22 protein-coding genes are annotated in these 23750 nt (G+C 70.7%); 10 read left to right on the forward strand and 12 right to left on the reverse strand.

Annotated features, from left to right (window positions below; translation table 11 throughout):
• Positions 1–61: 61 nt before the first annotated feature.
• Positions 62–799, forward strand: coding sequence for a transglycosylase SLT domain-containing protein (locus OHB41_RS12980; RefSeq protein WP_266698125.1), 738 nt, complete (start codon positions 62–64; stop codon positions 797–799).
• Between the two features lie 80 nt (positions 800–879).
• On the opposite strand, the gene OHB41_RS12985 is transcribed toward OHB41_RS12980, so the two are convergent.
• Complete coding sequence (locus OHB41_RS12985; protein WP_266698126.1) at positions 880–3384, reverse strand: ABC transporter ATP-binding protein/permease; 2505 nt, start codon at positions 3382–3384, stop codon at positions 880–882.
• Positions 3385–3626: 242 nt separating this feature from the next.
• Between OHB41_RS12985 and OHB41_RS12990 the strand changes: the two genes are divergently transcribed.
• Together OHB41_RS12990 and serB are read left to right on the forward strand one after the other, a co-directional pair.
• Positions 3627–5399, forward strand: coding sequence for a streptophobe family protein (locus OHB41_RS12990; RefSeq protein WP_266698127.1), 1773 nt, complete (start codon positions 3627–3629; stop codon positions 5397–5399).
• A gap of 173 nt (positions 5400–5572) precedes the next feature.
• Positions 5573–6784: a phosphoserine phosphatase SerB gene (gene serB / locus OHB41_RS12995; RefSeq protein ID WP_266698128.1), complete on the forward strand. Its 1212-nt coding sequence runs from the start codon at positions 5573–5575 to the stop codon at positions 6782–6784.
• A gap of 138 nt (positions 6785–6922) precedes the next feature.
• On the opposite strand, the gene OHB41_RS13000 is transcribed toward serB, so the two are convergent.
• From OHB41_RS13000 to OHB41_RS13015, 4 genes are all read right to left on the reverse strand, one after another.
• The gene (locus tag OHB41_RS13000) at positions 6923–7441 is read right to left on the reverse strand and encodes a SixA phosphatase family protein (RefSeq protein ID WP_266698129.1); all 519 of its coding nucleotides are present in this window, start codon (positions 7439–7441) and stop codon (positions 6923–6925) included.
• A 120-nt stretch (positions 7442–7561) separates the two neighbouring features.
• The gene (locus OHB41_RS13005) at positions 7562–7777 is read right to left on the reverse strand and encodes a hypothetical protein (protein ID WP_266705837.1); all 216 of its coding nucleotides are present in this window, start codon (positions 7775–7777) and stop codon (positions 7562–7564) included.
• A 180-nt stretch (positions 7778–7957) separates the two neighbouring features.
• Complete coding sequence (locus OHB41_RS13010) at positions 7958–8074, reverse strand: SGM_5486 family transporter-associated protein (RefSeq protein ID WP_266698130.1); 117 nt, start codon at positions 8072–8074, stop codon at positions 7958–7960.
• 341 nt (positions 8075–8415) lie between these two features.
• Positions 8416–9735, reverse strand: a complete 1320-nt coding sequence (locus OHB41_RS13015) for a CynX/NimT family MFS transporter (protein WP_266698131.1) — start codon at positions 9733–9735, stop codon at positions 8416–8418.
• A 111-nt stretch (positions 9736–9846) separates the two neighbouring features.
• Between OHB41_RS13015 and OHB41_RS13020 the strand changes: the two genes are divergently transcribed.
• Entirely contained in the window at positions 9847–10539 is a 693-nt protein-coding gene (locus OHB41_RS13020; protein WP_266698132.1) for a FadR/GntR family transcriptional regulator, read from the forward strand.
• Here the strand turns inward: OHB41_RS13020 and OHB41_RS13025 are convergent.
• The 3 genes from OHB41_RS13025 to fabG form a co-directional block, all read right to left on the reverse strand.
• The gene (locus OHB41_RS13025) at positions 10514–10867 is read right to left on the reverse strand and encodes a hypothetical protein (RefSeq protein WP_266698133.1); all 354 of its coding nucleotides are present in this window, start codon (positions 10865–10867) and stop codon (positions 10514–10516) included. The two genes, OHB41_RS13020 and OHB41_RS13025, sit on opposite strands and share 26 nt — an antisense overlap.
• A gap of 157 nt (positions 10868–11024) precedes the next feature.
• Complete coding sequence (gene fabI, locus OHB41_RS13030) at positions 11025–11792, reverse strand: enoyl-ACP reductase FabI (protein ID WP_266698134.1); 768 nt, start codon at positions 11790–11792, stop codon at positions 11025–11027.
• 5 nt (positions 11793–11797) lie between these two features.
• A complete protein-coding gene (gene fabG / locus OHB41_RS13035; protein ID WP_148007539.1) occupies positions 11798–12517 on the reverse strand; it encodes a 3-oxoacyl-[acyl-carrier-protein] reductase in 720 nt (239 codons plus the stop codon).
• A gap of 251 nt (positions 12518–12768) precedes the next feature.
• Here fabG and OHB41_RS13040 point away from each other — a divergent pair, with 251 nt between their 5' ends.
• The 3 genes from OHB41_RS13040 to tyrS are packed head-to-tail and all read left to right on the forward strand — an operon-like array spanning position 12769 to position 17005.
• Positions 12769–14292 (forward strand): TldD/PmbA family protein, encoded by a 1524-nt coding sequence (locus OHB41_RS13040; protein ID WP_266698135.1) that lies wholly within the window; start codon positions 12769–12771, stop codon positions 14290–14292.
• Positions 14289–15692 carry a metallopeptidase TldD-related protein gene (locus tag OHB41_RS13045; protein ID WP_266698136.1) on the forward strand — a complete coding sequence of 468 codons (1404 nt, stop codon included), beginning with the start codon at positions 14289–14291 and terminating at the stop codon, positions 15690–15692. The genes OHB41_RS13040 and OHB41_RS13045 overlap by 4 nt, the downstream gene beginning before the upstream one ends.
• Positions 15693–15736: 44 nt before the next feature.
• A complete protein-coding gene (tyrS, locus tag OHB41_RS13050) occupies positions 15737–17005 on the forward strand; it encodes a tyrosine--tRNA ligase (RefSeq protein WP_266698137.1) in 1269 nt (422 codons plus the stop codon).
• Positions 17006–17085: 80 nt separating this feature from the next.
• Here tyrS and OHB41_RS13055 read toward each other — a convergent pair whose 3' ends face one another.
• Positions 17086–17361: a GlsB/YeaQ/YmgE family stress response membrane protein gene (locus tag OHB41_RS13055; protein ID WP_266698138.1), complete on the reverse strand. Its 276-nt coding sequence runs from the start codon at positions 17359–17361 to the stop codon at positions 17086–17088.
• Between the two features lie 242 nt (positions 17362–17603).
• Here OHB41_RS13055 and OHB41_RS13060 point away from each other — a divergent pair, with 242 nt between their 5' ends.
• On the forward strand, positions 17604–18014 hold the full coding sequence (locus tag OHB41_RS13060) for a DUF3099 domain-containing protein (protein WP_266698139.1): 411 nt from the start codon (positions 17604–17606) through the stop codon (positions 18012–18014).
• 334 nt (positions 18015–18348) lie between these two features.
• Complete coding sequence (locus tag OHB41_RS13065) at positions 18349–18591, forward strand: hypothetical protein (RefSeq protein ID WP_266698140.1); 243 nt, start codon at positions 18349–18351, stop codon at positions 18589–18591.
• Positions 18592–18611: 20 nt separating this feature from the next.
• Here the strand turns inward: OHB41_RS13065 and moaA are convergent, their stop codons facing one another.
• The 3 genes from moaA to OHB41_RS13080 all read right to left on the reverse strand — a co-directional run bounded on the left by moaA (position 18612) and on the right by OHB41_RS13080 (position 21722).
• Positions 18612–19601: a GTP 3',8-cyclase MoaA gene (gene moaA, locus OHB41_RS13070; protein WP_266698141.1), complete on the reverse strand. Its 990-nt coding sequence runs from the start codon at positions 19599–19601 to the stop codon at positions 18612–18614.
• Positions 19602–19746: 145 nt separating this feature from the next.
• Positions 19747–21369, reverse strand: coding sequence for a monocarboxylic acid transporter (locus OHB41_RS13075; protein ID WP_153291341.1), 1623 nt, complete (start codon positions 21367–21369; stop codon positions 19747–19749).
• Entirely contained in the window at positions 21366–21722 is a 357-nt protein-coding gene (locus OHB41_RS13080) for a DUF485 domain-containing protein (RefSeq protein WP_266698142.1), read from the reverse strand. The genes OHB41_RS13075 and OHB41_RS13080 overlap by 4 nt, the downstream gene beginning before the upstream one ends.
• Positions 21723–22113: 391 nt before the next feature.
• Here OHB41_RS13080 and OHB41_RS13085 point away from each other — a divergent pair, with 391 nt between their 5' ends.
• Positions 22114–23640 carry a S8 family serine peptidase gene (locus OHB41_RS13085; protein ID WP_266698143.1) on the forward strand — a complete coding sequence of 509 codons (1527 nt, stop codon included), beginning with the start codon at positions 22114–22116 and terminating at the stop codon, positions 23638–23640.
• Positions 23641–23750 lie beyond the last annotated feature (110 nt).

The raw sequence follows: 23750 nt of genomic DNA on the forward strand, positions 1-23750 counted from the left end.
AACGAACTGTCCCCACCGGACCGAGAGCGGCATCCGCGCTATTCGAAGAGGTCCTCCAGTTATGCCCAAGAACATCATCACTCCTGGTCATAGTCCGAAGCTGACCAAGGTCCACAAGCTTTCGATCGCCGGTATCGCCACCCTCGGTGCAGCGGCCCTGGCGTTCACCGCGGCGCCCAGCGGCGCACAGACCCGCACCACGAACGACGCCGCCGTCTCGCAGGCTCCGGTCGCCTTCGGTCAGCAGCCCATCAAGGACGTGAAGGCCAGCATCACCGACCAGATGGCCGGCGCCAGCCTGAAGGCTCAGAGCATCGCGGCGAAGAAGGCCGCCGACGCGGCCGTCGCCAAGAAGAACGCCGAGCTCGCCAGGAAGACCGCCGCCGCGAAGGCCGCCCAGGACGCGCGCACGAAGGAGCAGGCCGCGAGCCGCTCCGTGCAGCGCATCCACGTCGAGACCGTCGCCGCGAAGTCGTACACGAACAACCTCGACGGCTGGATCCACGAGTCGCTCGACATCATGAAGAAGCACAACATCCCCGGCTCGTACCACGGGCTGTACCGCAACATCATGCGGGAGTCCTCGGGCAACCCCCAGGCCATCAACGGCTGGGACATCAACGCCATCAACGGCATACCGTCGAAGGGCCTGCTGCAGGTCATCCCCCCGACCTTCAAGGCCTACCACGTGGCCGGTACCTCGTGGAACATCTACGACCCGGTCGCCAACATCACCGCCGCCTGCAACTACGCGGCCGACAAGTACGGCTCGATGGACAACGTGAACAGCGCGTACTGAGGCAGGGCGCGGACCTCTCCGCCGTACGCCGAAGGGCGGCACCCCGACCGGGGTGCCGCCCTTCGCGCACATCCGCGTGACTACTTGCGCATGACCTCGGGCTCGTGGCGGCGCAGGAAGCGGGCCACGAAGAAGCCACAGATCACGCCGAGGGCGATCAGGGCGACCATGTCCACGGCCCAGACCCCGGCCGTGTGGTTCCACAGCGGGTCCGTGCTCGTCGGATCGTCCTGGTTCGGGAAGATGTTGTTGAAGTCCAGCGTGGCCCCGGACGCGGCGACGGCCCAGCGGGCCGGCATCAGGTACGAGAACTGGTTGACGCCGATCGTGCCGTTCAGGATGAACAGGCAGCCGGTGAACACGACCTGGACGATCGCGAACATGACCAGCAGCGGCATCGTCTTCTCGGCGGTCTTCACCAGCGAGGAGATGACCAGGCCGAACATCATCGACGCGAAGCCCAGCGCCATGATCGGCAGGGTGAGCTCGACCTTGGGCAGGCTGGTCAGGACCAGGCCCTTGTCCGGGACCGTGCGGCTGCCGAAGCCGATGGCACCGACCAGGGCACCCTGCAGCAGCGTCACCACGCCGAGGACGATCACCTTGGACATCAGATACGCGGAACGCGACAGACCCGTCGCGCGCTCCCGCTCGTAGATCACCCGTTCCTTGATCAGCTCACGGACGGAGTTGGCCGCACCCGCGAAGCACGCGCCGACCGCGAGGATCAGGAGCACCGTCGTCGCCGTGCCGTTCGCGACGTGCACGCCGGACTTGGTGACGATCGGGTTGACCAGCAGGGTCTTGTCCGAGTCGATGAGCAGGCTCACCGAGCCCAGCACCGCCGGCAGGATCACCGTCAGCGCCAGGAAGCCCTTGTCGGACGCGATCACCGAGACGTACCGGCGGACCAGGGTCGTCAGCTGGGAGCCCCAGCTCTGCGGCTTCGGCGGCTTCATCGCCTGCTGCGGCGCCACGTTCACCGACTGCGGGGCGACCGCGTCGATGTCCGCGGCGTACATCTGGTAGTGCTGCGAGCCCTTCCAGCGGCCCGCCCAGTCGTAGTCGCGGTAGTTCTCGAACGCGGAGAAGACGTCGGCCCAGGTCTCGTAGCCGAAGAAGTTCAGCGCCTCCTCGGGCGGCCCGAAGTACGCCACCGAGCCGCCGGGGGCCATCACGAGCAGCTTGTCGCAGATGGCCAGTTCCGCCACGGAGTGCGTGACCACGAGGACCGTACGGCCGTCGTCGGCGAGGCCGCGCAGCAGCTGCATGACGTCACGGTCCATACCCGGGTCGAGGCCGGAGGTCGGCTCGTCCAGGAAGATCAGCGACGGCTTGGTCAGCAGCTCGAGGGCCACCGAGACGCGCTTGCGCTGGCCACCGGAGAGGGAGGTGACCTTCTTCTCCTTGTGGATGTCCAGCTTCAGCTCGCGCAGCACCTCGTTTATCCGTGCCTCGCGCTCCTCGCCCGTGGTGTCGGCGGGGAAGCGCAGCTTGGCCGCGTACTTGAGGGCCTTCTTGACGGTCAGCTCCTTGTGCAGGATGTCGTCCTGCGGGACCAGACCGATGCGCTGACGCAACTCGGCGAACTGCTTGTACAGGTTGCGGTTGTCGTAGAGGACGTCACCCTGGTTGGCGGGGCGGTAGCCCGTGAGCGCCTTCAGGAGCGTCGACTTGCCGGAGCCCGACGGGCCGATGACCGCGATCAGCGACTTCTCGGGCACGCCGAAGGAGACGTCCTTGAGGATCTGCTTGCCGCCGTCGACCGTGACGGTCAGGTGACGGGCCGAGAAGGACACCTCGCCGGTGTCGACGAACTCCTCCAGCCGGTCGCCGACGATACGGAACGTCGAGTGGCCGACGCCGACGATGTCGTTCGGGCCGAGCAGCGCCGAGCCGCCCTTGGCGATCGGCATACCGTTGACGTACGTGCCGTTGTGCGAGCCCAGGTCACGGATCTCGAAGCGGCCGTCGGGCGTCGCGTGGAACTCGGCGTGGTTGCGCGAGACCTGGAGGTCGGAGACGACCAGCTCGTTCTCCAGCGCGCGGCCGATGCGCATCACCCGGCCGAGGGCCAGCTGGTGGAAGGTCGTCGGGCTGCGGTCCCCGTAGACCGGCGGCGCCCCCGCGGCACCACCGGATCCCTGCTGCTGCGGCACATGCGCCGCGGGCTGCCGCGGCGGCTGGTGGCCCTGCTCGGGCGCCTGCTGCTGCGGCGGTGCCTGCTGGGCCCAGCCGGGCCCCGCGCTCTGCGCGGCGTACGGCTGTTGCCGGGGCTGCGCGGCCGGGACCGCGGCGCCGGACAGCGCCAGACGCGGACCGTCGGTCGCGTTGCCGAGGTGCACGGCCGAACCGGGCCCGATGTCCATCTGATGGATCCGCTGCCCCTGCACGAACGTGCCGTTGGTGCTGCCGTGATCCTCGATGACCCAACTGCGGCCGCTCCAGCTGATCGTGGCGTGACGCCAGGACACCCTGGCGTCGTCGAGCACGACGTCCCCCTGCGGATCACGTCCGAGGGTGTATGGCCTGGACGCATCGAGCGTCCAGGTCCGTCCGTTCAATTCCAGTACGAGTTCCGGCACTCCATGCCCCACTGAGTTGTCCCCCGAGTTACCCCCATCACAGGGAGTCTAGGGATGTCGAACATCGGGGGGAACTATTTCAGGAGCAGGCCCCTGACCGAAAGCCGGGCCCTGCGAAGACCGGCTACGGGTGGGTTGCACGTTTCCGTTGACGGGGTTGATACCGGACCGGAGAGTGGTAATCCCACGCGAGGGGGACATCCGTGGTGGTGGTACCGCGGCGCGGATCGGGGGGTCTGACGATGAGCATCGACACCGTGGGGCGTGGCAGGCGCGTGCCGTGGGGGGATGTGCTGCTGTCCGCGATCGCCTCGGTGAGCTGGGCGTTGATCGCGATGGCGGGCACGGCCGCGCTCGGCCTCCATCTGGTGGGCGCGGACAGGGCCGGCTCGCTCGGGCCGATGACCGCGGCCGTGGTGGCACTGGGGGCGAACGGCGCGGTCGAACCGTCCGGCAACGTGTCGGCCTTCGGGTTGAAGGGCGCCGAGGCACACACCGCCATCCAGATCACGCCACTGGGTGTGGGACTGGTCGGCGCGCTCCTGCTCTCCTACTTCTTCCTGCGCTCCCTGCGCGGAGCGGGAGTTGTGATCGCGCCGTCCGAACTCCTGGCGCGCGCGGGCGCGGTGGTCGTCCTGTTCGTGGCGACCCTGGGCGGGCTCGCCTGGGCCGGTCACGACGTCATCACCATCGACGGGAGCGGGCTCGGGCTCGACCGGGTGACGGGCGGCGGCGGGCTCGGGAGGATCACCGACAAGCTCCCGGGCGGCCTCGGTGACCTCGGCGGACTGCTGCCGGGCAGGATCGACGACCTCGTGGACGCGAAGGCTGCCGTGGGGTTCACCGTGGACACGGTGCCCACACTGCTCGGCGGTGCCGCCTGGGCCGCCGGAATCCTGGTGATCTCCCTGCTGGCCTCCCGGCGCACCCCGCTGCCGCGCGGCTGGGAGGGTGTGCACCGGACGGTGCGGCCGGCCGCGTCCGCGCTGGTCACAGTGGCGCTGGTGGCGGTCGTGGCGGGGCTCGCGGCGGCGGCGTACGCGGCGATCGGTGACCCCCACCCCAAGCTGATCGCGGGCGCGGCCCTGCTCGGCGCGCCCAACGGGGTGTGGCTCGGTGTGCCGGTCGGCCTCCTCGTCCCCTGGGACGGCAGGGCCTCCGGCGAACTCGCCAAGGTGCTCCCCGACCCCCTGGACAAGCTGCTGAGTGTCGACTCCGACCGGCCCGTGACCCTGAGCCGTCTCGCCGAACTCGACGGTCGGGTGTGGCTGTTGGGGGTCGCGGCCGCGCTCATGATGCTCTTCGCGGGCGTCCTCGCGGCCACGCGTACGCCTTTTGTACGGCGGTGGGACGCCGCTTCCGGGGGGATCCCGGATGCCCCCGATGTACGAGGCACGGGCGCTCTCGGGTTCGCGGGTCGCTGCGCTCTTCGGCTGGGGGTCGCGACGGCGCTGGCACTGCCGCTGCTGGCGTGGCTGACGGACGTGTCCGTGGACGCCTCGCTGTCGGTGTTCGGCATCGACGCGTTCGGCGCCGGGATCCGGCTGCACGGCCGCCTGGGTGTCGCACTGCTGTTCGGCGCCGCGTGGGGCGCGGGTGCGGGGGCGGCGGGGGCCCTGCTGGCGTACGCGAGCGGGGCCGCGGGACGGCGGGCGGCGCCCCTGGCACTGGGTGACGCCGGCGCCCCGCCCGCCCCGGGGCACCCGGACGTGCCGCCCGGCCCCGGTCACCCGCCGCGGTCGGGACCGTACGAGCCGAGCGCGCCGTACCGGCCCGCGAACCCCGACACCAATCCGTATCTGCGGCTGCCGGACGAGCTGCGGGAGCCGCGCGGCGGACATCCGCCCGAGCGCAAGCGGGCTCCCGACGACGTGTACGGCGCACCGACGGTCGCCCGGCCGCTTCCGCGGCCGCCCGGACCGCGCGGGCGGCCACCGGGGCAGAGCGTGCCTCCTCCCCCGCAGCCCCCGCCCGACCAGGGACAGCCTCCGCCCGGTCCCGGCCGGAGGGACTGAGCCCCGCCGCCCGCCCCCGACGTCGGGCCCGAACCCCGCCGCCCACCGCGCGGCGGGGCTGGGCGTCGGCTCCGGGAAACGCGCGCGACACCACCCCGACACCCAGAGTTCCCTGTCCGCTGGACGGACCGCGGGGGCGGAAGGCACTGGGTGCCGGATACGGTGGAAGCACCATGAGCGCTACGCAGACCCCCGATATCCCCACCCTCCTTGTCAAGATCTTCGGCAAGGACCGGCCGGGCATCACGGCCGGACTCTTCGACACCCTCGCCGCCTACTCCGTCGACGTGGTCGACATCGAGCAGGTCGTCACCCGTGGCCGGATCGTGCTGTGCGCGCTCGTGACCGAGCCGCCCTCCGGTCTGGAGGGCGATCTGCGGGCCACCGTGCACAGCTGGGCGGACTCGATGAAGATGCAGGCGGAGATCATCTCCGGCCTCGGCGACAACCGCCCGCGCGGGATGGGGCGTTCGCATGTCACCGTGCTCGGGCATCCGCTCACCGCGGAGTCCACGGCCTCGATCGCCGCGCGGATCACCAAGACCGGCGGGAACATCGACCGCATCTTCCGGCTCGCCAAGTACCCGGTGACGGCAGTGGAGTTCGCGGTGTCCGGTGCGGAGACCGAGGCGCTGCGCACCGCGCTGGTGACGGAGGCCTCGGCACTCGGGGTCGACATCGCCGTGGTCGCCTCGGGGCTGCACCGGCGGGCCCAGCGGCTGGTCGTCATGGACGTCGACTCGACCCTGATCCAGGACGAGGTGATCGAGCTCTTCGCCGCGCACGCCGGGTGCGAGGACGAGGTCGCCGAGGTGACGGCGGCCGCGATGCGCGGGGAGCTGGACTTCGAGCAGTCGCTGCACGCGCGCGTGGCGCTGCTGAAGGGGCTGGACGCCTCGGTGGTGAACAAGGTGCGCGAGGAGGTACGGCTGACGCCCGGCGCGCGCACGCTGATCCGTACGCTGAAGCGGCTCGGCTTCCAAGTCGGGATCGTGTCGGGCGGGTTCACCCAGGTCACGGACGACCTGAAGGAGCGGCTCGGGCTCGACTTCGCGCAGGCCAACACGCTGGAGATCGCCGACGGGAAGCTGACCGGCCGGGTCACCGGGGAGATCGTGGACCGCGCGGGCAAGGCGCGGCTGCTGCGCCGGTTCGCCGCGGAGGCGGGGCTGCCGCTCGTCCAGACCGTGGCGATCGGCGACGGTGCCAACGACCTCGACATGCTCAACGCGGCGGGTCTCGGGGTCGCGTTCAACGCCAAGCCCGTCGTACGGGAGGCCGCGCACACCGCGGTGAACTTCCCCTTCCTGGACACCGTGCTGTATCTGCTGGGGGTCACCCGCGAAGAGGTCGAGGCGGCGGACATGCATCTGGACGACCACTGACCGTGCGTTCCCGCCGCGCGACCACGAGCGCGCACTTCTGACACCCGTCGGTCGCCCACCGGGGTCCTGGCCGGTACGACACGGGGGTCCGGCACCGTCAGGACGGTGCCGGACCCCCGTGTCGTCCGCACGGGTGGGTTACTCGGTCGGGGCCCAGTAGTCGATCAGCGTGGTCACGCCGGGCTCCAGGGATTTCCAGGGGCCATCGAAGGACAGCACGGCGAAGGCGGCGGTGGGGAAGCCGCGCTCGGTCATCCGGGCACGGGCTTCGCCGTCGGCCTGGCCGGCCAGGACTTCGGAGAGACCCTGGATGCCGGGGTTGTGCCCGATCAGGAGCACGTCCTGCGCGTCGTCCGGGGTTTCGTTGAGTACGGCGATCAGCTCGCCCGGCGAGGCCTCGTAGAGCCGCTCCTCATAGACCGTTTTCGGCCGGTGCGGGAGCTCATGGACGGCGAGCTTCCAGGTTTCACGGGTCCGGACGGCTGTGGAGCAGAGGGCCAGATCGAAGGGGATGCCGGTGTCGGCCAGCCTGCGTCCGGCGACGGCGGCGTCCATACGGCCCCGGTCAGCGAGCGGCCGCTCATGGTCGGACACCTGCGGCCAGTCGGCTTTCGCATGCCGGAAGAGGACAATCCTGCGGGGTTCTGCGACGCTCATGAGTCCCAGCTTCGCACGAAACACGCCATGTGGCTCAAGGAGTTGACGGGCTCCTTCACCACGGGACACCGGCCTTTCGGCACGGTGCGCGAGGGGTGCGGCACAGTGTGTGAAGGCGGCTCAGGAGGCCTGGTGCTGCACGGTCTGCTGGAGGCGCTCGAAGAGGTGGGTGAGCGCGGGGTCGCCGACCGCGGCATGCGCGTCCGCCGGGTTCAGCAGCAGGAGCAGCAGGGTGGCGAAGGCGAGGGCCGGCAGGGCGAGGGCCCACCAGGGCAGACGGATCTCGACGCGGCCCGAGGTCGCCGGGTGGGGCCGGGTGTGCGTACGGGCCGACATGCCGCCTCCGTGGGTCTTCGCGTGGTCCGTGTTCCGCGTCCTCGCGGCCACATCTCGAAGTTACGGAATCCGGGTCCGTCAACCCATCCGGTGATCCACCCACTTGACCCTGACACTCACCCCCTAGGGGACAGGGGGGCTAGCCCCACCATCGCCGTCCCCGGGGGTCGTGGGCCGGGGTCACGGCGAGGCGATGGTCGCGATGACGGCGATGATCACGGTGATGGCGAGGAACGTGCCGAAGACGAGCAGCATCTTCTTCTGGCCGTTCGGGGGGTTCGGATCGAGCACTGGCATACGCCCAGTCTCGCACCCTTCGGCCGGTCTCCGGTGGGTGGGGTCGGCCGTCCGGCCCCGGGCCGCCCCGCCGTCCGGGGTCCGGTGGACGCCTCCGGTCGGACGGCGGGGCGGCCCGGGGTCCGGTCGGGGACGCGCATCGGCGTCCGGGCCCCGGCACGACCCGGGGTCCCGTCAGGTGCGCCCGGGAGACTCCCGGCCGACGACCTCCCGGAGCCCGGACGCACGGGCCCCCCGAGAGCCCGGGTCGCCCGCATCCTCAGGGCCTCGCGTCCGCCGACCCCCCGGGACCACCCGCGACCCAAGGCCTCGCGTCCGCCGACGCCCTGGGGCCCGTGTCCTCAGGGGCTGGGGACGGGGGTGGCCTCGTCCTCTACCGTGCGGTCGCGGCCCGCCAGGACGCCCACCGCGATCTGCGGGATCATCAGCGCGGCCATGAGCGCGATCGGCAGCCCCCAGCCGCCACTGTGCTGGTAGAGCACGCCCACGAGCAGGGGTCCCGGGATCGAGAGCAGATAGCCGGTGCTCTGCGCGAAGGCCGAGAGCTGTGCGACGCCCGCCCCGGTCCGGGCGCGCATGCCGACCATGGTGAGGGCGAGCGGGAAGGCGCAGTTGGAGACGCCGAGCAGCAGGGCCCAGGCCCAGGCGCCGCCTGCCGGGGCGGCGTAGAGACCCGCGTATCCGGCGAGTCCGCAGGCGCCGAGCGCGACCACGATGGGGCCCTGGTGGGGCAGCCGGGTGGCCAGCCGCGGGATGACGAAGGCCAGCGGCACGCCCATCACCATCGTGACGGCGAGGAGCAGTCCCGCGGTGCCCGCGGAGACGCCCGCGTCGCGGAAGATCTGCGGCATCCAGCCCATCGTGATGTAGGCGGCGGTGGCCTGGAGCCCGAAGAAGACGGCGAGGGCCCAGGCGGTACGGCTGCGGGTGACGCGCAGCCCGTCGGGCTCGTGCGGGGCGGCGTCCGCGGCAGGCGCGCGCTCACCGCCGGGAGAAGCGGCGCCCCGGGTGCGGACGAGCGCGATCCAGGGCAGTACGGCGATCCCGGCGAGCCCCGCCCACACGGCGAGCCCCGAGCGCCAACTGCCACCCAGGGCGTCGGTCATGGGCACGGTCAGGGCGGCGGCCGCCGAGGTGCCCAGGGCGAGCGCCATCGAGTAGAGGCCGGTCATGGAGCCGACCCGGTCCGGGAACCAGCGCTTGACGATCACCGGCATGAGCACGTTGCTGACGGCGATGCCCATGAGCGCGAGGGCGCTGGCGGCCAGGAAGCCGGCCGCGCTCCCGGTGTACGGGCGGATCGCGAGCCCCGCCGTGATGGCGATCATCCCGGCGCAGACGACCGCGCCGGGCCCGAAGCGGCGGGCGAGCCGCGGCGCCATGACGCCGAAGACGGCGAAGCAGAGCGGTGGCACGGAGGTGAGCAGTCCGGCGACGCTGCCGCTCATGCCGAGTCCGTCGCGCACCTCCTCGAGGAGGGCGCCGAAGCTGGTGATGGCGGGCCGCAGGTTGAGGGCCGCGAGGACGATGCCCACGATCACCAGCCGCGTCGTCCACGCGCGCGGGGAAGCATGCGGGGATGCCGTCTCGCTCCTGGGCTCCTGACCCGCGGAGCCGCGTATCGGGGGGGACATGGTGGTCCGGGTTTCCTCGATGGCCATGGCGCCATCATAGAATCATGGGATGATTGGGTGTCCAATCCCGCTGCGTTAATCTCCGGAACCTCCGGCCCCGCGCGAACGACCACACCCGGGCCCGTACGAAGGACCGCCATGCCGCTGAGCCACCCCCGCCGTTCGGCGCTTTCCGAGCAGGTCATCGCCGAGCTGCGGAACCAGATCACCTCCGGCGAGTGGCCGGTCGGCTCCCGCATCCCGACCGAGCCGGAGCTCGTCGAACAGCTGGGCGTCGCCCGCAACACGGTCCGGGAGGCCGTCCGCGCGCTCGCCCACAACGGCCTGCTCGACATCCGCCAGGGTTCGGGCACCTATGTCGTCGCGACCAGCGAACTCGCGGGCGTGATGCACCGGCGCTTCGCCGACGCCGATCCCCGGCACATCGCCGAGCTGCGCTCCACACTGGAGTCGAGCGCCGCGAAGCTGGCCGCCGAACGGCGCACCGAACGCGATCTCAAGCAGCTCGACGCGCTGCTGAGCCGGCGTGAGGACGCCTGGGAGTCGGGCGACACGGAGGCCTTCGTGACCGCCGACGCGACGTTCCATCTGGCGGTGGTGGCCGCGTCCCACAACGACGTCATGACGGCGATGTACGCGGACCTGGGCGAGGTGCTGCGCGACTGGCTGCGCGACGACGTCGGCGAGGCGCTGACGCCGGAGACGTACATGGACCACACACGGCTCGTCGACGCGATCCGCGGGGGTGACACGGAGGCGGCGGCCGCGGAGGCCGCGGGCTATCCGTTCCAGTGCCGCCCGTGGCTCAGGCGTCCGCCTTCCGGTGGCTGACCCACACCGAGCGGATCTCCTTCCAGCACCGGCCCTCCATCCGCACCGTCATCGCGGGTCCCGCCTCGACCGGGGCGCTGTCGGTGTCGATGTCCCACCAGCGGTCGCACTCGATGTGCAGACTGACCCGGTCCGTCCCCGGATAGGGGTTGTGGCAGTAGGCGACCGCGTGGGAACCGGCGACCGTGGTGCGGCACGCGGCGCCGAACGGCTGGGGCACGGCGGTGCTCTCGTGGCGCCCGCTCGCGCTGGGCATCGCGTCGTACGGCAGAGCGATCATCAGCGTGACGGCGGCGAACACCGGGGCAAAACGGCGGGACAGGCGCACAAGGGGACCTCCTCGGCCGTACGGCTGCGGGGCGGTGCGTACTCCAATCGTGCGCGGTGCGGTGCCTGTGCCGCCCGGCCGACTGGGCCGAACGGGCGACGCCCCGCTCCCCGCGCGAGGCGGGAGACGGGGCGTACGAGAACCGTGGTCCGAGCGCCTACGCGCCGATCGCGTGCAGACCGCCGTCGACGTGGATGATCTCGCCGGTGGTCTTCGGGAACCAGTCGCTCAGCAGGGCGACGACGCCCTTGCCGGCCGGCTCCGGGTCCTTCAGGTCCCACTCGAGCGGGGAGCGGTTGTCCCACACGGCGGCCAGGTCGCTGAAGCCCGGGATGGACTTGGCGGCCATCGAGGCGAGGGGGCCCGCCGAGATGAGGTTGCAGCGGATGTTCTGCTTGCCCAGGTCGCGCGCCATGTAGCGGCTGGTGGCCTCCAGCGCGGCCTTGGCCGGGCCCATCCAGTCGTACTGCGGCCAGGCGTACTGCGCGTCGAAGGTGAGGCCGACGACCGAGCCGCCGTTCTGCATCAGCGGCAGGCACGCCATGGTCAGCGACTTCAGGGAGAACGCCGAGACGTGCATGGCGGTGGCGACCGACTCGAAGGGCGTGTTCAGGAAGTTGCCGCCGAGGGCGTCCTGCGGGGCGAAGCCGATGGAGTGCACGACGCCGTCCAGGCTGCCCAGCTCCTCGCCGACGATGTCGGCCAGCCGCCCGAGGTGCTCGTCGTTGGTGACGTCGAGCTCGATGACCTTGGTCGGCTTCGGGAGCTTCTTGGCGATGCGCTCGGTCAGCGTGGGCCGCGGGAACGCGGTCAGGATGATCTCGGCGCCCTGCTCCTGGGCCAGCTTGGCGGTGTGGAACGCGATGGAGGACTCCATCAGCACACCGGTGATCAGGACGCGCTTGCCCTCGAGGATTCCACTCATGGTGATCAGTGACCCATTCCCAGTCCGCCGTCAACCGGAATGACGGCTCCAGTGATGTACGAGGCGTCGTCCGAGGCGAGGAACCGCACCGCGGCGGCGATCTCCTCGGGCTGCGCGTACCGGCCGAGCGGCACCTGGGCGACGATGCCCGCACGCTGCTCGTCGGTGAGCACCTTGGTCATGTCGGTGTCGACGAAACCGGGCGCGACGACGTTGAAGGTGATGTTCCGCGAACCGAGCTCCCGCGCGAGCGACCGCGCGAAGCCGACCAGGGCGGCCTTGGAGGCGGCGTAGTTCGACTGCCCCGCGGAGCCCAGCAGCCCCACGACCGAGGAGATGAGGACGACGCGCCCCTTCTTGGCGCGGAGCATGCCGCGGTTGGCGCGCTTGACGACCCGGAAGGTGCCGGTGAGGTTCGTGTCGAGGACGGAGGTGAAGTCCTCCTCGGACATGCGCATCAGGAGCTGGTCCTTGGTGACGCCGGCGTTGGCGACCAGGATCTCGACGGGCCCGTGCTCGGCCTCGATCTCCTTGTAGGCCTGCTCCACCTGCTCGGTGTCGGTGATGTCGCACTTGACGGCGAGGCAGCCCAGGGCGGTGAGGGCGGCCGGCGGCTCCCCCGAGCGGTATGTGATCGCGACTTTGTCGCCGGCATCGGCGAACGCGCGGGCGATGGCGAGGCCGATGCCCCGGTTGCCTCCGGTGACGAGAACCGAGCGGCTCAACGGATCACCCTTTCGATAGCAGACTGAAACCCCTGCAGGACAGGCGCCTTCCCCGAAAACCTATCGGTCCGGTCCGTCTCCCGGAGAATCGGTCCCCGACAGTGGCGCGGGGGGCTCGCTGTCGGATCCCTACAGAAAGGCGCCTTCGGCCGACGGAAAGATCCGGCCTCGGCCGGGGCAAAGCCGTGGCCGCCGGACCCACCCGCGCGACATGATCGGACCCGACAGGCCACGACAGCAGGGAGACCTCCGTGCCTCATTCCATCGACGAAGCCTTCACGGCACTGCCGCTGCGGGCCCTGGCCGACGCCGCGCTGGCGCGCGCCCGTGCCCTGGGCGCCGAGCACGCGGACTTCCGGTTCGAACGTGTGCGCAGCGCGTCCTGGCGGCTGCGCGACGCAAAACCCGCCGGATCGTCGGACACCACCGACCTGGGGTACGCGGTGCGGGTGGTGCACGGCGGGACCTGGGGGTTCGCCTCGGGCGTGGATCTGACGATGGACGCGGCCGCGAAGGTCGCCTCCCAGGCCGTCGCGATGGCGAAGCTGTCGGCCCAGGTCATCAAGGCTGCGGGGTCCGACGAGCGCGTGGAGCTGGCCGGCGAGCCGGTGCACGCGGAGAAGACCTGGATCTCGTCGTACGACATCGACCCGTTCTCCGTGCCCGCCGAGGAGAAGGCCGGGCTGCTCTCGGACTGGAGTGCCCGGCTGCTGGCGGCCCCCGGCGTCAACCACGTCGACGCCTCGCTGCTGACCGTGCACGAGAACAAGTTCTACGCCGACACCGCGGGGACCGTCACCACGCAGCAGCGCGTCCGGCTGCACCCGCAGCTGACCGCCGTCGCGGTCGACGAGTCGAGCGGCGAGTTCGACTCGATGCGCACCATCGCGCCGCCGGCCGGACGCGGCTGGGAGTACCTGATGGGCACCGGCTGGGACTGGGACTCCGAGCTGGAGCGGATCCCCGAGCTGCTCGCCGAGAAGATGCGGGCACCGAGCGTCGAGTCGGGGCTGTACGACCTCGTGGTCGACCCCTCCAACCTGTGGCTGACCATCCACGAGTCCATCGGCCACGCCACCGAGCTGGACCGCGCGCTGGGCTACGAGGCGGCGTACGCGGGCACCTCCTTCGCCACCTTCGACCAGCTCGGCAAGTTGAGGTACGGCTCCGAGCGGATGAACGTCACCGGTGACCGCACCGCCGAGCACGGCCTCGCGACCATCGGGTACGACGACGAGGGCGTCGAGGGCCAGTCCTGGGACCTCGTGAAGGACGGCACCCTCGTCGGCTACCAGCTCGACCGCCGTATCGCCCGGCTGACCGGCTTCGAGCGCTCGAACGGGTGCGCCTACGCCGACTCCCCCGGGCACGTGCCCGTGCAGCGGATGGCCAACGTGTCCTTGCAGCCGGACCCCACGGGCCTCTCCACCGAGGACCTGATCGGGGGTGTGGACCGCGGCATCTACGTCGTCGGCGACCGGTCCTGGTCGATCGACATGCAGCGCTACAACTTCCAGTTCACCGGGCAGCGGTTCTTCAGGATCGAGAACGGCCGGATCACCGGTCAGCTGCGGGACGTCGCGTACCAGGCGACGACGACCGACTTCTGGGGGTCCATGGCCGCGGTGGGCGGTCCGCAGACGTACGTCCTGGGCGGTGCCTTCAACTGCGGCAAGGCCCAGCCGGGCCAGGTCGCGGCGGTCTCGCACGGCTGCCCGTCCGCCCTCTTCAAGGGCGTCAACATTCTGAACACGACGCAGGAGGCCGGTCGATGAGCGCTCGCTCCAACCAGCAGAACAAGCCGCACGAGGTCGTCGAGCGTGCCCTCGAACTCTCCCGCGCAGACGGCTGTGTGGTGATCGCCGACGAGCACTCGACCGCGAACCTGCGCTGGGCGGGCAACGCGCTGACCACGAACGGGGTGACGCGCGGGCGCACGCTCACCGTCGTCGCGACCGTCGACGGCCGCGAGGGCACGGCGTCCGGGGTCGTCTCGCGCGCGGCGGTGACCGCGGACGAACTGGAGCCGCTGGTGCGGGCCGCGGAGGCGGCGGCACGCGGTGCGGGCCCCGCCGAGGACGCCCAGCCGCTGGTCACGGGTGTACCGGAGTCCCCGGACTTCACGGACGCGCCCGCCGAGACCTCCTCCACGGTCTTCGCGGACTTCGCCCCCGCGCTCGGCGAGTCGTTCGCACGCGCGCGTGCGGGCGGCCGTGAGCTGTACGGCTTCGCCAACCACGAGCTGGTCTCCAGCTACCTCGGTACGTCGACGGGGCTGCGTCTGCGGCACGACCAGCCCAACGGGACGCTGGAGCTCAACGCCAAGTCGCCGGACCGTACGCGCTCGGCGTGGGCGGGGCGCTCCACCCGTGACTTCAAGGACGTGGATCCGGCGGCGCTGGACGCCGAGCTGGCGGTCCGGCTGGGCTGGGCCGAGCGGCGCGTCGATCTGCCGGCGGGGCGCTACGAGACGCTGTTGCCGCCGACCGCCGTCGCGGACCTGCTGATCTACCAGATGTGGTCGGCGGCGGCCCGGGACGCGGCCGAGGGCCGGACGGTCTTCAGCAAGCCGGGCGGCGGCACCCGCGTCGGCGAGAAGCTCACCGAGCTGCCGCTGACGCTGCGCAGCGACCCGAACGAGCCGGGACTGGAGTCCGCGCCCTTCGTGCTCACGCACTCCTCCGGCGACGACGCGTCGGTGTTCGACAACGGGCTCCCGCTGTCCGCGACGGACTGGGTGAGCCAGGGCACGCTTGCCCGTCTCTCCACCACCCGGCACAGCGCGGGCCTGACCGGGCTGCCCGTCGCGCCGACGATCGGGAACCTGATCCTGGACGGCGGCGACGACCGCTCCCTGGAGGAGATGGTCGCCGCCACCGAGCGCGGTCTGCTGCTGACCTGTCTCTGGTACATCCGCGAGGTCGACCCGGCGACGCTCCTGCTGACGGGCCTGACCCGGGACGGCGTGTACCTCGTGGAGAACGGCCAGGTCGTCGGCGAGGTCAACAACTTCCGGTTCAACGAGTCACCGGTGGACCTGCTGGGGCGCGCGACGGAGGCCGGGCGTACGGAGAAGACCTTGCCGCGCGAATGGAGCGACTGGTTCACGCGTGCCGCGATGCCCGCGCTGAGGGTGCCCGACTTCAACATGAGCTCGGTCAGCCGGGGCGTATAACCTCGTACCTGATTCACGAGACCACTCAAGGAGATACGAGAACCGTGACGGACATCGTCGACGAACTGAAGTGGCGGGGGCTGATCGCCCTCTCCACGGACGAGGACGCATTGCGCAAGGCGTTCGCGGACGGTCCCGTCACGTTCTATTGCGGCTTCGACCCGACCGCGCCCAGCCTGCATCTCGGCAACCTCGTGCAGATCCTCACGATGCGCCGGATCCAGCGGGCGGGCCACCGTCCACTGGGCCTGGTGGGCGGTGCCACCGGTCTGATCGGTGACCCGAAGCCGAACTCCGAGCGCACGCTGAACTCCCCCGAGGTCGTCGCCGAGTGGGTGGAGCGGCTGCGCGCGCAGATCGCCCCGCTGCTGGACTTCGAGGGCCCGAACGCCGCGGTGATGGTCAACAACCTGGACTGGACCCAGGGCATGTCGGCCATCGAGTTCCTGCGCGACATGGGCAAGCACTTCCGGGTCAACAAGATGATCGCCAAGGAGGCCGTCTCGCGGCGGCTCAACTCCGACGCGGGCATCAGCTACACGGAGTTCAGCTACCAGATCCTGCAGGGCATGGACTTCCTGGAGCTGTACCGGAGGTTCGGCTGCACCCTGCAGACCGGCGGCAGCGACCAGTGGGGCAATCTCACCTCGGGCACGGACCTGATCCACCGGGTCGAGCCGGAGGCCGTGGTGCACGCGCTCGGCACTCCGTTGATCACCAAGGCGGACGGCACCAAATTCGGCAAGACGGAGTCCGGCACGGTCTGGCTGGATCCCGAGATGACCACGCCGTACGCGTTCTACCAGTTCTGGCTGAACGCGGACGACCGGGACGTCTCCAAGTTCCTGCGCATCTTCAGCTTCCGGTCCCACGAGGAGATCGAGGAGCTGGAGCGGCAGACCGAGGAGCGCCCGCAGGCCCGCGCGGCACAGCGCGCGCTCGCCGAGGAGCTGACCACGCTGGTGCACGGCGCCGACCAGACGGCCGCCGTGATCGCCGCGTCCCGGGCGCTGTTCGGCCAGGGCGAGCTGGCGGAGCTCGACGCGAAGACGCTGGCCGCGGCCCTCTCCGAGGTGCCGCACATCCAGGTCGCCGAGCTCGGCCCCGCGGTGGACCTCTTCGCGGAGGTCGGCCTGGTGGCCAGCAAGTCCGCCGCGCGCCGCACGGTCAAGGAGGGCGGCGCCTACGTGAACAACGCGAAGGTCACCGCCGAGGACGCGGTCCCGGCCCAGGAGGACCTGCTGCACGGGCGCTGGCTGGTGCTGCGCCGTGGCAAGAAGAACCTGGCCGCGGTGGAGGTCACGGGCGCCTGAGCGCGCGTGCGTACGCACGACCGAGGGGGCGGCTCCGTCAGGGGCCGCCCCCTCGGTCGTGCGGTCAGGACGCCGTGCCCTCAGGCCCGCTGTCTGTTGCCCCGCAGCGACATGTAGACCATGTCGCCCAGGAAGACGATGACGATGGCGGCCACCAGTTGCAGCGCGTGCCGGCCCCAGTCGATGCCCTTGGTCTCGGCGATGCCGAGCCAGCCCGCGATGGCGTTGCCGACGATCGCGCCGATGATGCCGAAGATCGTGGTCAACCAGAGGGGGCTGTGCTGCTTGCCCGGAAGGATCGCCTTGGCCAGCAGGCCGAGCACGAAGCCCACGATGATCGCCCACAACCAGCCCATGTCTGCCTCCTAGTACGGCTCCGCGTGAGCAGTACGCCCAGTCTCGGTCCGGCCGTCGTACGCCGCATGTCGGGCTCGGCCATACGCGGGACGGCGCATCAGGTCCCCTCGGATCGGACCCGCCCCGGTCTCGAAGGCGACGCAGTCGCGGCGTAACGTGGAACCTGTTCGGGCCCGCTCCCTGACCGGGTCCGCGCGGGGGTACGGGCCGGGGAGAGTCCGACACAGGCAGGTGGTGGCACATGCTGCGGAAGCAGAGCGGCGGTCAGGTCTTCCGGATCACCGGGGCCAGGCAGGGGCTCGACGAGGATGTCCGCGGCAGACAACGCCGTTACATCATCTCGATGTCCGTCCGCACCCTCTCCGTGATCCTCGCCGCCACCCTCTGGAACGTCGAGCGGCACGTCGCGATCGTCGCGCTGGTGCTCGGGATCCTGCTCCCCTATGTCGCCGTGGTGATCGCCAACGCGGGCCGCGAGAACGCGCCGTCGCTCCCCTCCACCTTCGTCACCCTCCCCGGCCCCGCGATGATCTCCCCGCCCCGGCCGGACGCCTACGCGAAGCCGGTTCCGGAGGATGTCTCCGCCGACGCCGGGGCAGCACCGGGGGCCGCCCGCACGAGCGCACAGGACTCCGAATCGCCCCTCGCCTGACCACGGACGATCCGCCGAAAACGGAATCCGGCCGCGCGCCAAGCTCAAGAAAAGCTCAGATCAATCATGTTGTTCCGGTGCCGGGCAGCGGGTTACCCGTGACATACTTCGTACGCGCTCCGCATCCCCCGTCGGAGCGACAGACCGACGCCGGGCAGCTCCCCCCGTGGCTGCTCGGCGTCGCCTTTTGGGAGCCGTTCCGGGCCCGGATCAGAGTCCGATCGAGGACCGGGAGAAGACCCGTCGAGAACCGGTTTCCGGCCGTCCACGGGGTCGCCCGGGGCTCGTCCGGGGTCCGTTCGGAGGGGGTCCCGCAGCCGCCTAGGGTTGAGGCGTGAACTTCCCGCTCTTCGACCCGTCGCCCGCTCCCACCTCTCCGCAGTGCTCCGCCAAGGCCTGTCGCGCCGACGCGGTGTGGGTGCTCGCCTGGAACAACCCGAAGCTGCACACCCCGGAGCGCCGCAAGACATGGCTCGCGTGCGACGAGCACCGCGAGCACCTGTCCCAGTTCCTCGGCGTGCGGGGGTTCTTGAAGGACGTGGTCCCGCTGGCGGACTGGGTGGCCCCCGGCGCCTGAGCGCTCCCTCGGCGGCTGTCTCAGCCGCCGATCGCCGACATCGGGCGCTCCGGCTGCAGGAACGACGGATCGTCCAGGCCCGAGCCCGCCTTCTTGCCCCACATCGCCAGACGCCAGATGCGGGCGATCTCCTCGTCGGGAGCCTCCGAACGCAGCGCGGCGCGGAGGTCGGTCTCCTCGGTGGCGAACAGACACGTGCGTATCTGACCGTCCGCCGTGAGCCGCGTACGGTCGCAGGCGGCGCAGAACGGGCGGGTGACGGAGGCGATCACACCCACGCGGTGCGGGCCGCCGTCGACGAGCCAGCGCTCGGCCGGGGCGGAACCGCGCTCGCCGGCACCCTCCTCGACGAGCTCGAAGCGCGTACGCAGCGAGTCGAGGATGTCGCCGGCGGTGACCATGCCATCGCGCTTCCAGCCGTGCTGGGCGTCGAGGGGCATCTGCTCGATGAAACGCAGCTCGTAGTCGTGCGCGACGGCCCAGGTGAGCAGGTCCGGGGCCTCGTCCGCGTTCAGGCCCGGCATCAGGACCGTGTTGACCTTGACCGGGGTCAGGCCCGCTTCGTGGGCGGCTTCGAGGCCCGCGACGACGTCGTGGTGGCGGTCCCGGCGGGTGAGGATCTTGAAGACCTCGGGGCGCAGCGTGTCCAGTGACACGTTCACCCGGTCCAGTCCCGCCGCCTTCAGGGCGGCGGCGGTGCGCTTGAGTCCGATGCCGTTGGTGGTCAGGGACATCCGCGGGCGGGGCGTGAGGGCGGCGACCCGCTCCACGATGCCCACCAGACCGGGGCGCAGCAGGGGCTCACCGCCGGTGAAGCGGACCTCGGTGATGCCCAGCCCCGTGACGGCGATCCCGATGAGACGGACGATCTCGTCGTCCGTGAGCAGGTCCGGCTTGGACAGCCACTGCAGGCCTTCTTCGGGCATGCAGTACGTGCACCTCAGATTGCACTTGTCCGTCAGGGAGACGCGCAGATCGGTGGCTACCCGGCCGTAGGTGTCGATGAGCATGTGGGCCCCCTCCCTCGATGCGGATCATCCTTACCCGACACGATCGAGCCTACGTGACGGGACCGGCATCCAGAGCGGCCGGATCCCACGAGGTACGGCGCGGCCGCGTCGTAGGGATCTACGACGCGGCCGTCGGCGAGGGGCGTCAGTGCGCTCCGGTGCCTGTCAGGGAGCGGACCTCCAGCTCGGCGTACTTGCCGGTGTCGGGCTCCTCCTTGGACAGCAGGGTGCCCAGCCAGCCCAGCAGGAAGCCGACCGGGATCGAGATGATGCCGGGGTTCTCCAGCGGGAACCAGTGGAAGTCGACGTCCGGGAACATCGAGGTGGGCTTGCCGGACACGACGGGCGAGAACAGCACCAGGCCGACCGCCGTGACCAGACCGCCGTAGATCGACCAGAGGGCGCCCGGGGTGGTGAACCGCTTCCAGAAGAGGCTGAAGAGGATCGTCGGCAGGTTGGCGGACGCGGCGACCGCGAAGGCGAGGGCGACCAGGCCGGCGACGTTGAGGTCACGGGCGAGGGCGCCCAGGAGGATGGACACGGCGCCGATCCCGACCGTCGCGTACCGAGCCGCCCTGATCTCGTCCTTCTCGTCGGCCTTCCCCTTCTTGATGACGTTCGCGTAGATGTCGTGCGCGAACGACGAGGAGGATGCCAGCGTCAGGCCCGCGACGACCGCGAGGATCGTGGCGAAGGCGACGGCGGAGATGGAGGCGAGCAGGATGGCGCCCCAGTCGGAGTCGACGCCTCCCAGGTGCAGCGCCAGCAGGGGCGCGGCCGTGTTGCCCGCCTTGTTGGAGGCGATGATCTCGTCGGGTTTGATCAGCGCGGCGGCGCCGAAGCCGAGGGCGAGGGTCATCAGGTAGAAGGCGCCGATGAGGCCGATCGCCCAGTTCACGGACTTCCGCGCGGTCTTCGCCGTGGGCACGGTGTAGAAGCGGATCAGGATGTGCGGAAGGCCAGCGGTGCCCAGGACCAGGGCCATGCCGAGGGAGAGGAAGTCCAGCTTGGTCGTGGAGGTGGCGCCGTACTTCAGGCCGGGCTCCAGGAAGGGCGCGCCCTTGCCGCTGTTGTCGGCCGCCTTGCCGAGCAGGTCGGAGATGTTGAAGTTGAACTTCAGCAGAACCAGGAAGGTGAGAAGCAGCGCGCCGATGATCAGCAGGACGGCCTTGACCATCTGCACCCAGGTGGTGCCCTTCATGCCGCCGATGGTCACGTACACGATCATCAGGACGCCGACGAGGGCGACGATGGCGACCTTGCCGCCGTCGCTGGTGATACCGAGGAGCAGCGAGACCAGGACGCCCGCGCCCGCCATCTGGGCCAGCAGGTAGAAGATCGACACGACGATCGTGGAGGTGCCGGCGGCCGTCCGTACCGGGCGCTGGCGCATGCGGTACGCCAGGACGTCGCCCATGGTGTAGCGGCCGGAGTTGCGCAGCGGTTCGGCGACCAGGAGCAGGGCCACCAGCCATGCGACGAGGAAGCCGATGGAGTAGAGGAAGCCGTCGTAGCCGAAGAGGGCGATGGCGCCGGCGATGCCGAGGAACGAGGCCGCGGACATGTAGTCGCCGGAGACGGCCAGTCCGTTCTGGAATCCGGTGAACTGGCGGCCGCCCGCGTAGAAGTCGGCGGCGTCCTTGGTCTGGCGGCCCGCCCAGACGGTGATGACGAGGGTCGCGGCGACGAACACCGAGAACAGGGTGATGATCAGCGGCCGGTGCTGGCTTGCTTCACCGGCTGCGAGCAGGGTCGGTACGGAGCTCATGCGCCGCCCTCCATCCGGGACTTGATCGCCTCGGCCTTGGGGTCGAGCTGCGCGGCGGCGTGCCGCGAGTACCACCAGGCGATGAGGAACGTGGTGAGGAACTGGGCGAGCCCGAGGATCAGGGCGACGTTGACGTTGCCGGCCACCTTGGTGCCCATGAAGTCGCCCGCGTAGTTCGAGAGCAGGACGTACAGCAGGTACCAGGCGATGAAGCCGACGGTCAGGGGGAAGGCGAAGGAGCGGTGCGAGCGGCGCAGTTCGGCGAACTCGGCGCTCTGCTGCACCTCCGCGAACTCCTCGGTCGAGGGCAGCCCGGGATCGGCCTTCGAGGGGGGCGGTGCGTCGGTAGCCACGGAGTCTCCTCGCGTTGCGGGTGCGGATGTGACGGTGGACGGGGGCGAGTTGGGGCTCGCGGACCGGGACGGGACGGGCACGGACGTTGTGCGAACCTCACAGTGGCACGGATCACGTTGACCGGGTGGAGACGGTGTGCATCGGGTGTGATCCGCCGGGAGCCCGAGCGGGCTCACGCTCCCGTTCAAGGTCACGGCGCCGCGCGGGGCCCGGTTCAACTCCCCCCGGTTCTTTCGGAAGTCGACTCCCGCTTGTTTCGGAAGTCATCTCCGGAAATCGTTGCTGGCCAGCTCGGACCGGGGATAGCTTCGGCCTGCACCACTCGTCATGTACCTGCCCGAGCGCCCCGTGTGTTCGGGCGGCTTTCGTCCCGGATGATGTGGAGATCCCATGGCTCATCTGCGATCCAGACGCCGGCTCGCCCTCGCGGTACCGGTCGTCCTGTCGCTCACCGCCTCGCTCGGCTTCCTGCCGGGTGCCGCGTCGGCCGCACCACTCACCGCGTCCGCCGCCACCCGCGCGGACGGCCCCAATCTGGCGTACGTGGTCAACACCCGGACGGACCACCGCACGATCGCGTCGGTGGAGAGGGCGATCACCGCGGCCGGCGGCAGTGTCGTCATCGCCTACGAGCAGATCGGTGTGATCGTCGTCCACTCCGCCGACCCGGACTTCGGCAGGCGGATCCGCGCCGTGCGCGGGGTGCAGTCGGCCGGCGCGACACGGACGGCGCCGCTGGCGGCCGCGGGGACGACGGACGAGGGCGCGGCGCAGGTGCTGTCGGCCGCGGAGGCCGCCAAGGTCTCCCGGAGCGCCGCGGCGGGCCAGGAGCCCCTGGAGGCCGACCAGTGGGACCTGCGCGCGATAGGCGCCGACAAGGCGGCGAAGACCGACCCGGGCAGCAGGAAGGTGACGGTCGCCGTGATCGACGTGGGCGTCGACGACACCCACCCGGACATCGCCCCGAACTTCTCCGCCTCCCAGTCCGCGAACTGCGTGGGCGGCAAGCCGGACACCACGTACGGCGCCTGGCGCCCGGTGGACGCCGACCACTACCACGGCACGCATGTCGCGGGTGAGATCGCCGCGGCCCGCAACGGCGTCGGGGTCGCGGGCGTCGCGCCGGGTGTGAAGGTCTCGGGTATCACGGTGGCCGAGCCGGACTCCACCCAGTTGTTCTACCCGGAGAGCGTCGTCTGTGCCTTCGTGTTCGCCGCCGACCACGGCGTGGAGATCACCAACAACAGCTACTACGTGGACCCGTGGCTCTACAACTGCCTGGACGACCCCGACCAGCGGGCGATCGTCGACGCGGTCAACCGGGCCCAGCTGTACGCCCAGCGGAAGGGCACTCTCAACGTCGCCGCGGCGGGCAACTCCAACGACGACCTCGACGCGGACGCGCTCGCCGACGCGTCCAGCCCCGACGACTCGACGCCCGTCCCCCGCACCGTCGACCCGCACAACTGCTTCGACGTGCCGACCCAGCTGCCGGGTGTCGTCACGGTGAGCTCGACCGGTGTCACCGGAGCCAAGTCGTACTTCTCCAGCTACGGCAAGGGCGTCATCGACGTCGCGGCGCCCGGCGGTGACAGGTTCCAGATCCCGGACACGCCGTCGAAGGACGGCCGCATCCTGTCCACCCTGCCGAACAACCAGTACGGCTTCCTGCAGGGCACCTCGATGGCGACACCCCACGTCGCGGGCGTGGCCGCGCTGCTGAAGTCCAAGTACCCCTGGGCCGGCCCTGCGACGCTCCAGAGGCTCCTGAAGGCCGAGGCGGACAACCCCGGCTGCCCGACCGGCCCGTACGACGGGAACGGCGACGGCGTCGTCGACGCCACCTGCGTCGGCAACAAGCACCTGAACGGGTTCTACGGAGCCGGGATCGTCAACGCGCTGCGAGCGGTCAGGTAGCCCGGGACCGGGACCCGAGGTCTCCGGCACGCCCGTCGGGACGACGAACACGTCGGTGACACGGGCGTGATGACGGCGCCCCGTCCGCGCCGCCGGTGCCATGGCCGCCG

Source organism: Streptomyces sp. NBC_01571, from assembly GCF_026339875.1.
GTDB lineage: Bacteria > Actinomycetota > Actinomycetes > Streptomycetales > Streptomycetaceae > Streptomyces.

What these genes read in the sequence shown, in the direction of transcription:
- OHB41_RS12980 (WP_266698125.1), top strand. Translation starts at nt 62, where the DNA reads ATGCCCAAGAACATCATCACTCCTGGTCATAGTCCGAAGCTGACCAAG.
- OHB41_RS12990 (WP_266698127.1), top strand. Translation starts at nt 3,627, where the DNA reads ATGAGCATCGACACCGTGGGGCGTGGCAGGCGCGTGCCGTGGGGGGAT.
- serB (WP_266698128.1), top strand. Translation starts at nt 5,573, where the DNA reads ATGAGCGCTACGCAGACCCCCGATATCCCCACCCTCCTTGTCAAGATC.
- OHB41_RS13000 (WP_266698129.1), bottom strand. Translation starts at nt 7,441, where the DNA reads ATGAGCGTCGCAGAACCCCGCAGGATTGTCCTCTTCCGGCATGCGAAA.
- OHB41_RS13005 (WP_266705837.1), bottom strand. Translation starts at nt 7,777, where the DNA reads ATGTCGGCCCGTACGCACACCCGGCCCCACCCGGCGACCTCGGGCCGC.
- OHB41_RS13010 (WP_266698130.1), bottom strand. Translation starts at nt 8,074, where the DNA reads ATGCCAGTGCTCGATCCGAACCCCCCGAACGGCCAGAAGAAGATGCTG.
- OHB41_RS13015 (WP_266698131.1), bottom strand. Translation starts at nt 9,735, where the DNA reads ATGGCCATCGAGGAAACCCGGACCACCATGTCCCCCCCGATACGCGGC.
- OHB41_RS13020 (WP_266698132.1), top strand. Translation starts at nt 9,847, where the DNA reads ATGCCGCTGAGCCACCCCCGCCGTTCGGCGCTTTCCGAGCAGGTCATC.
- fabI (WP_266698134.1), bottom strand. Translation starts at nt 11,792, where the DNA reads ATGAGTGGAATCCTCGAGGGCAAGCGCGTCCTGATCACCGGTGTGCTG.
- OHB41_RS13045 (WP_266698136.1), top strand. Translation starts at nt 14,289, where the DNA reads ATGAGCGCTCGCTCCAACCAGCAGAACAAGCCGCACGAGGTCGTCGAG.
- OHB41_RS13055 (WP_266698138.1), bottom strand. Translation starts at nt 17,361, where the DNA reads ATGGGCTGGTTGTGGGCGATCATCGTGGGCTTCGTGCTCGGCCTGCTG.
- OHB41_RS13060 (WP_266698139.1), top strand. Translation starts at nt 17,604, where the DNA reads ATGCTGCGGAAGCAGAGCGGCGGTCAGGTCTTCCGGATCACCGGGGCC.
- moaA (WP_266698141.1), bottom strand. Translation starts at nt 19,601, where the DNA reads ATGCTCATCGACACCTACGGCCGGGTAGCCACCGATCTGCGCGTCTCC.
- OHB41_RS13075 (WP_153291341.1), bottom strand. Translation starts at nt 21,369, where the DNA reads ATGAGCTCCGTACCGACCCTGCTCGCAGCCGGTGAAGCAAGCCAGCAC.
- OHB41_RS13085 (WP_266698143.1), top strand. Translation starts at nt 22,114, where the DNA reads ATGGCTCATCTGCGATCCAGACGCCGGCTCGCCCTCGCGGTACCGGTC.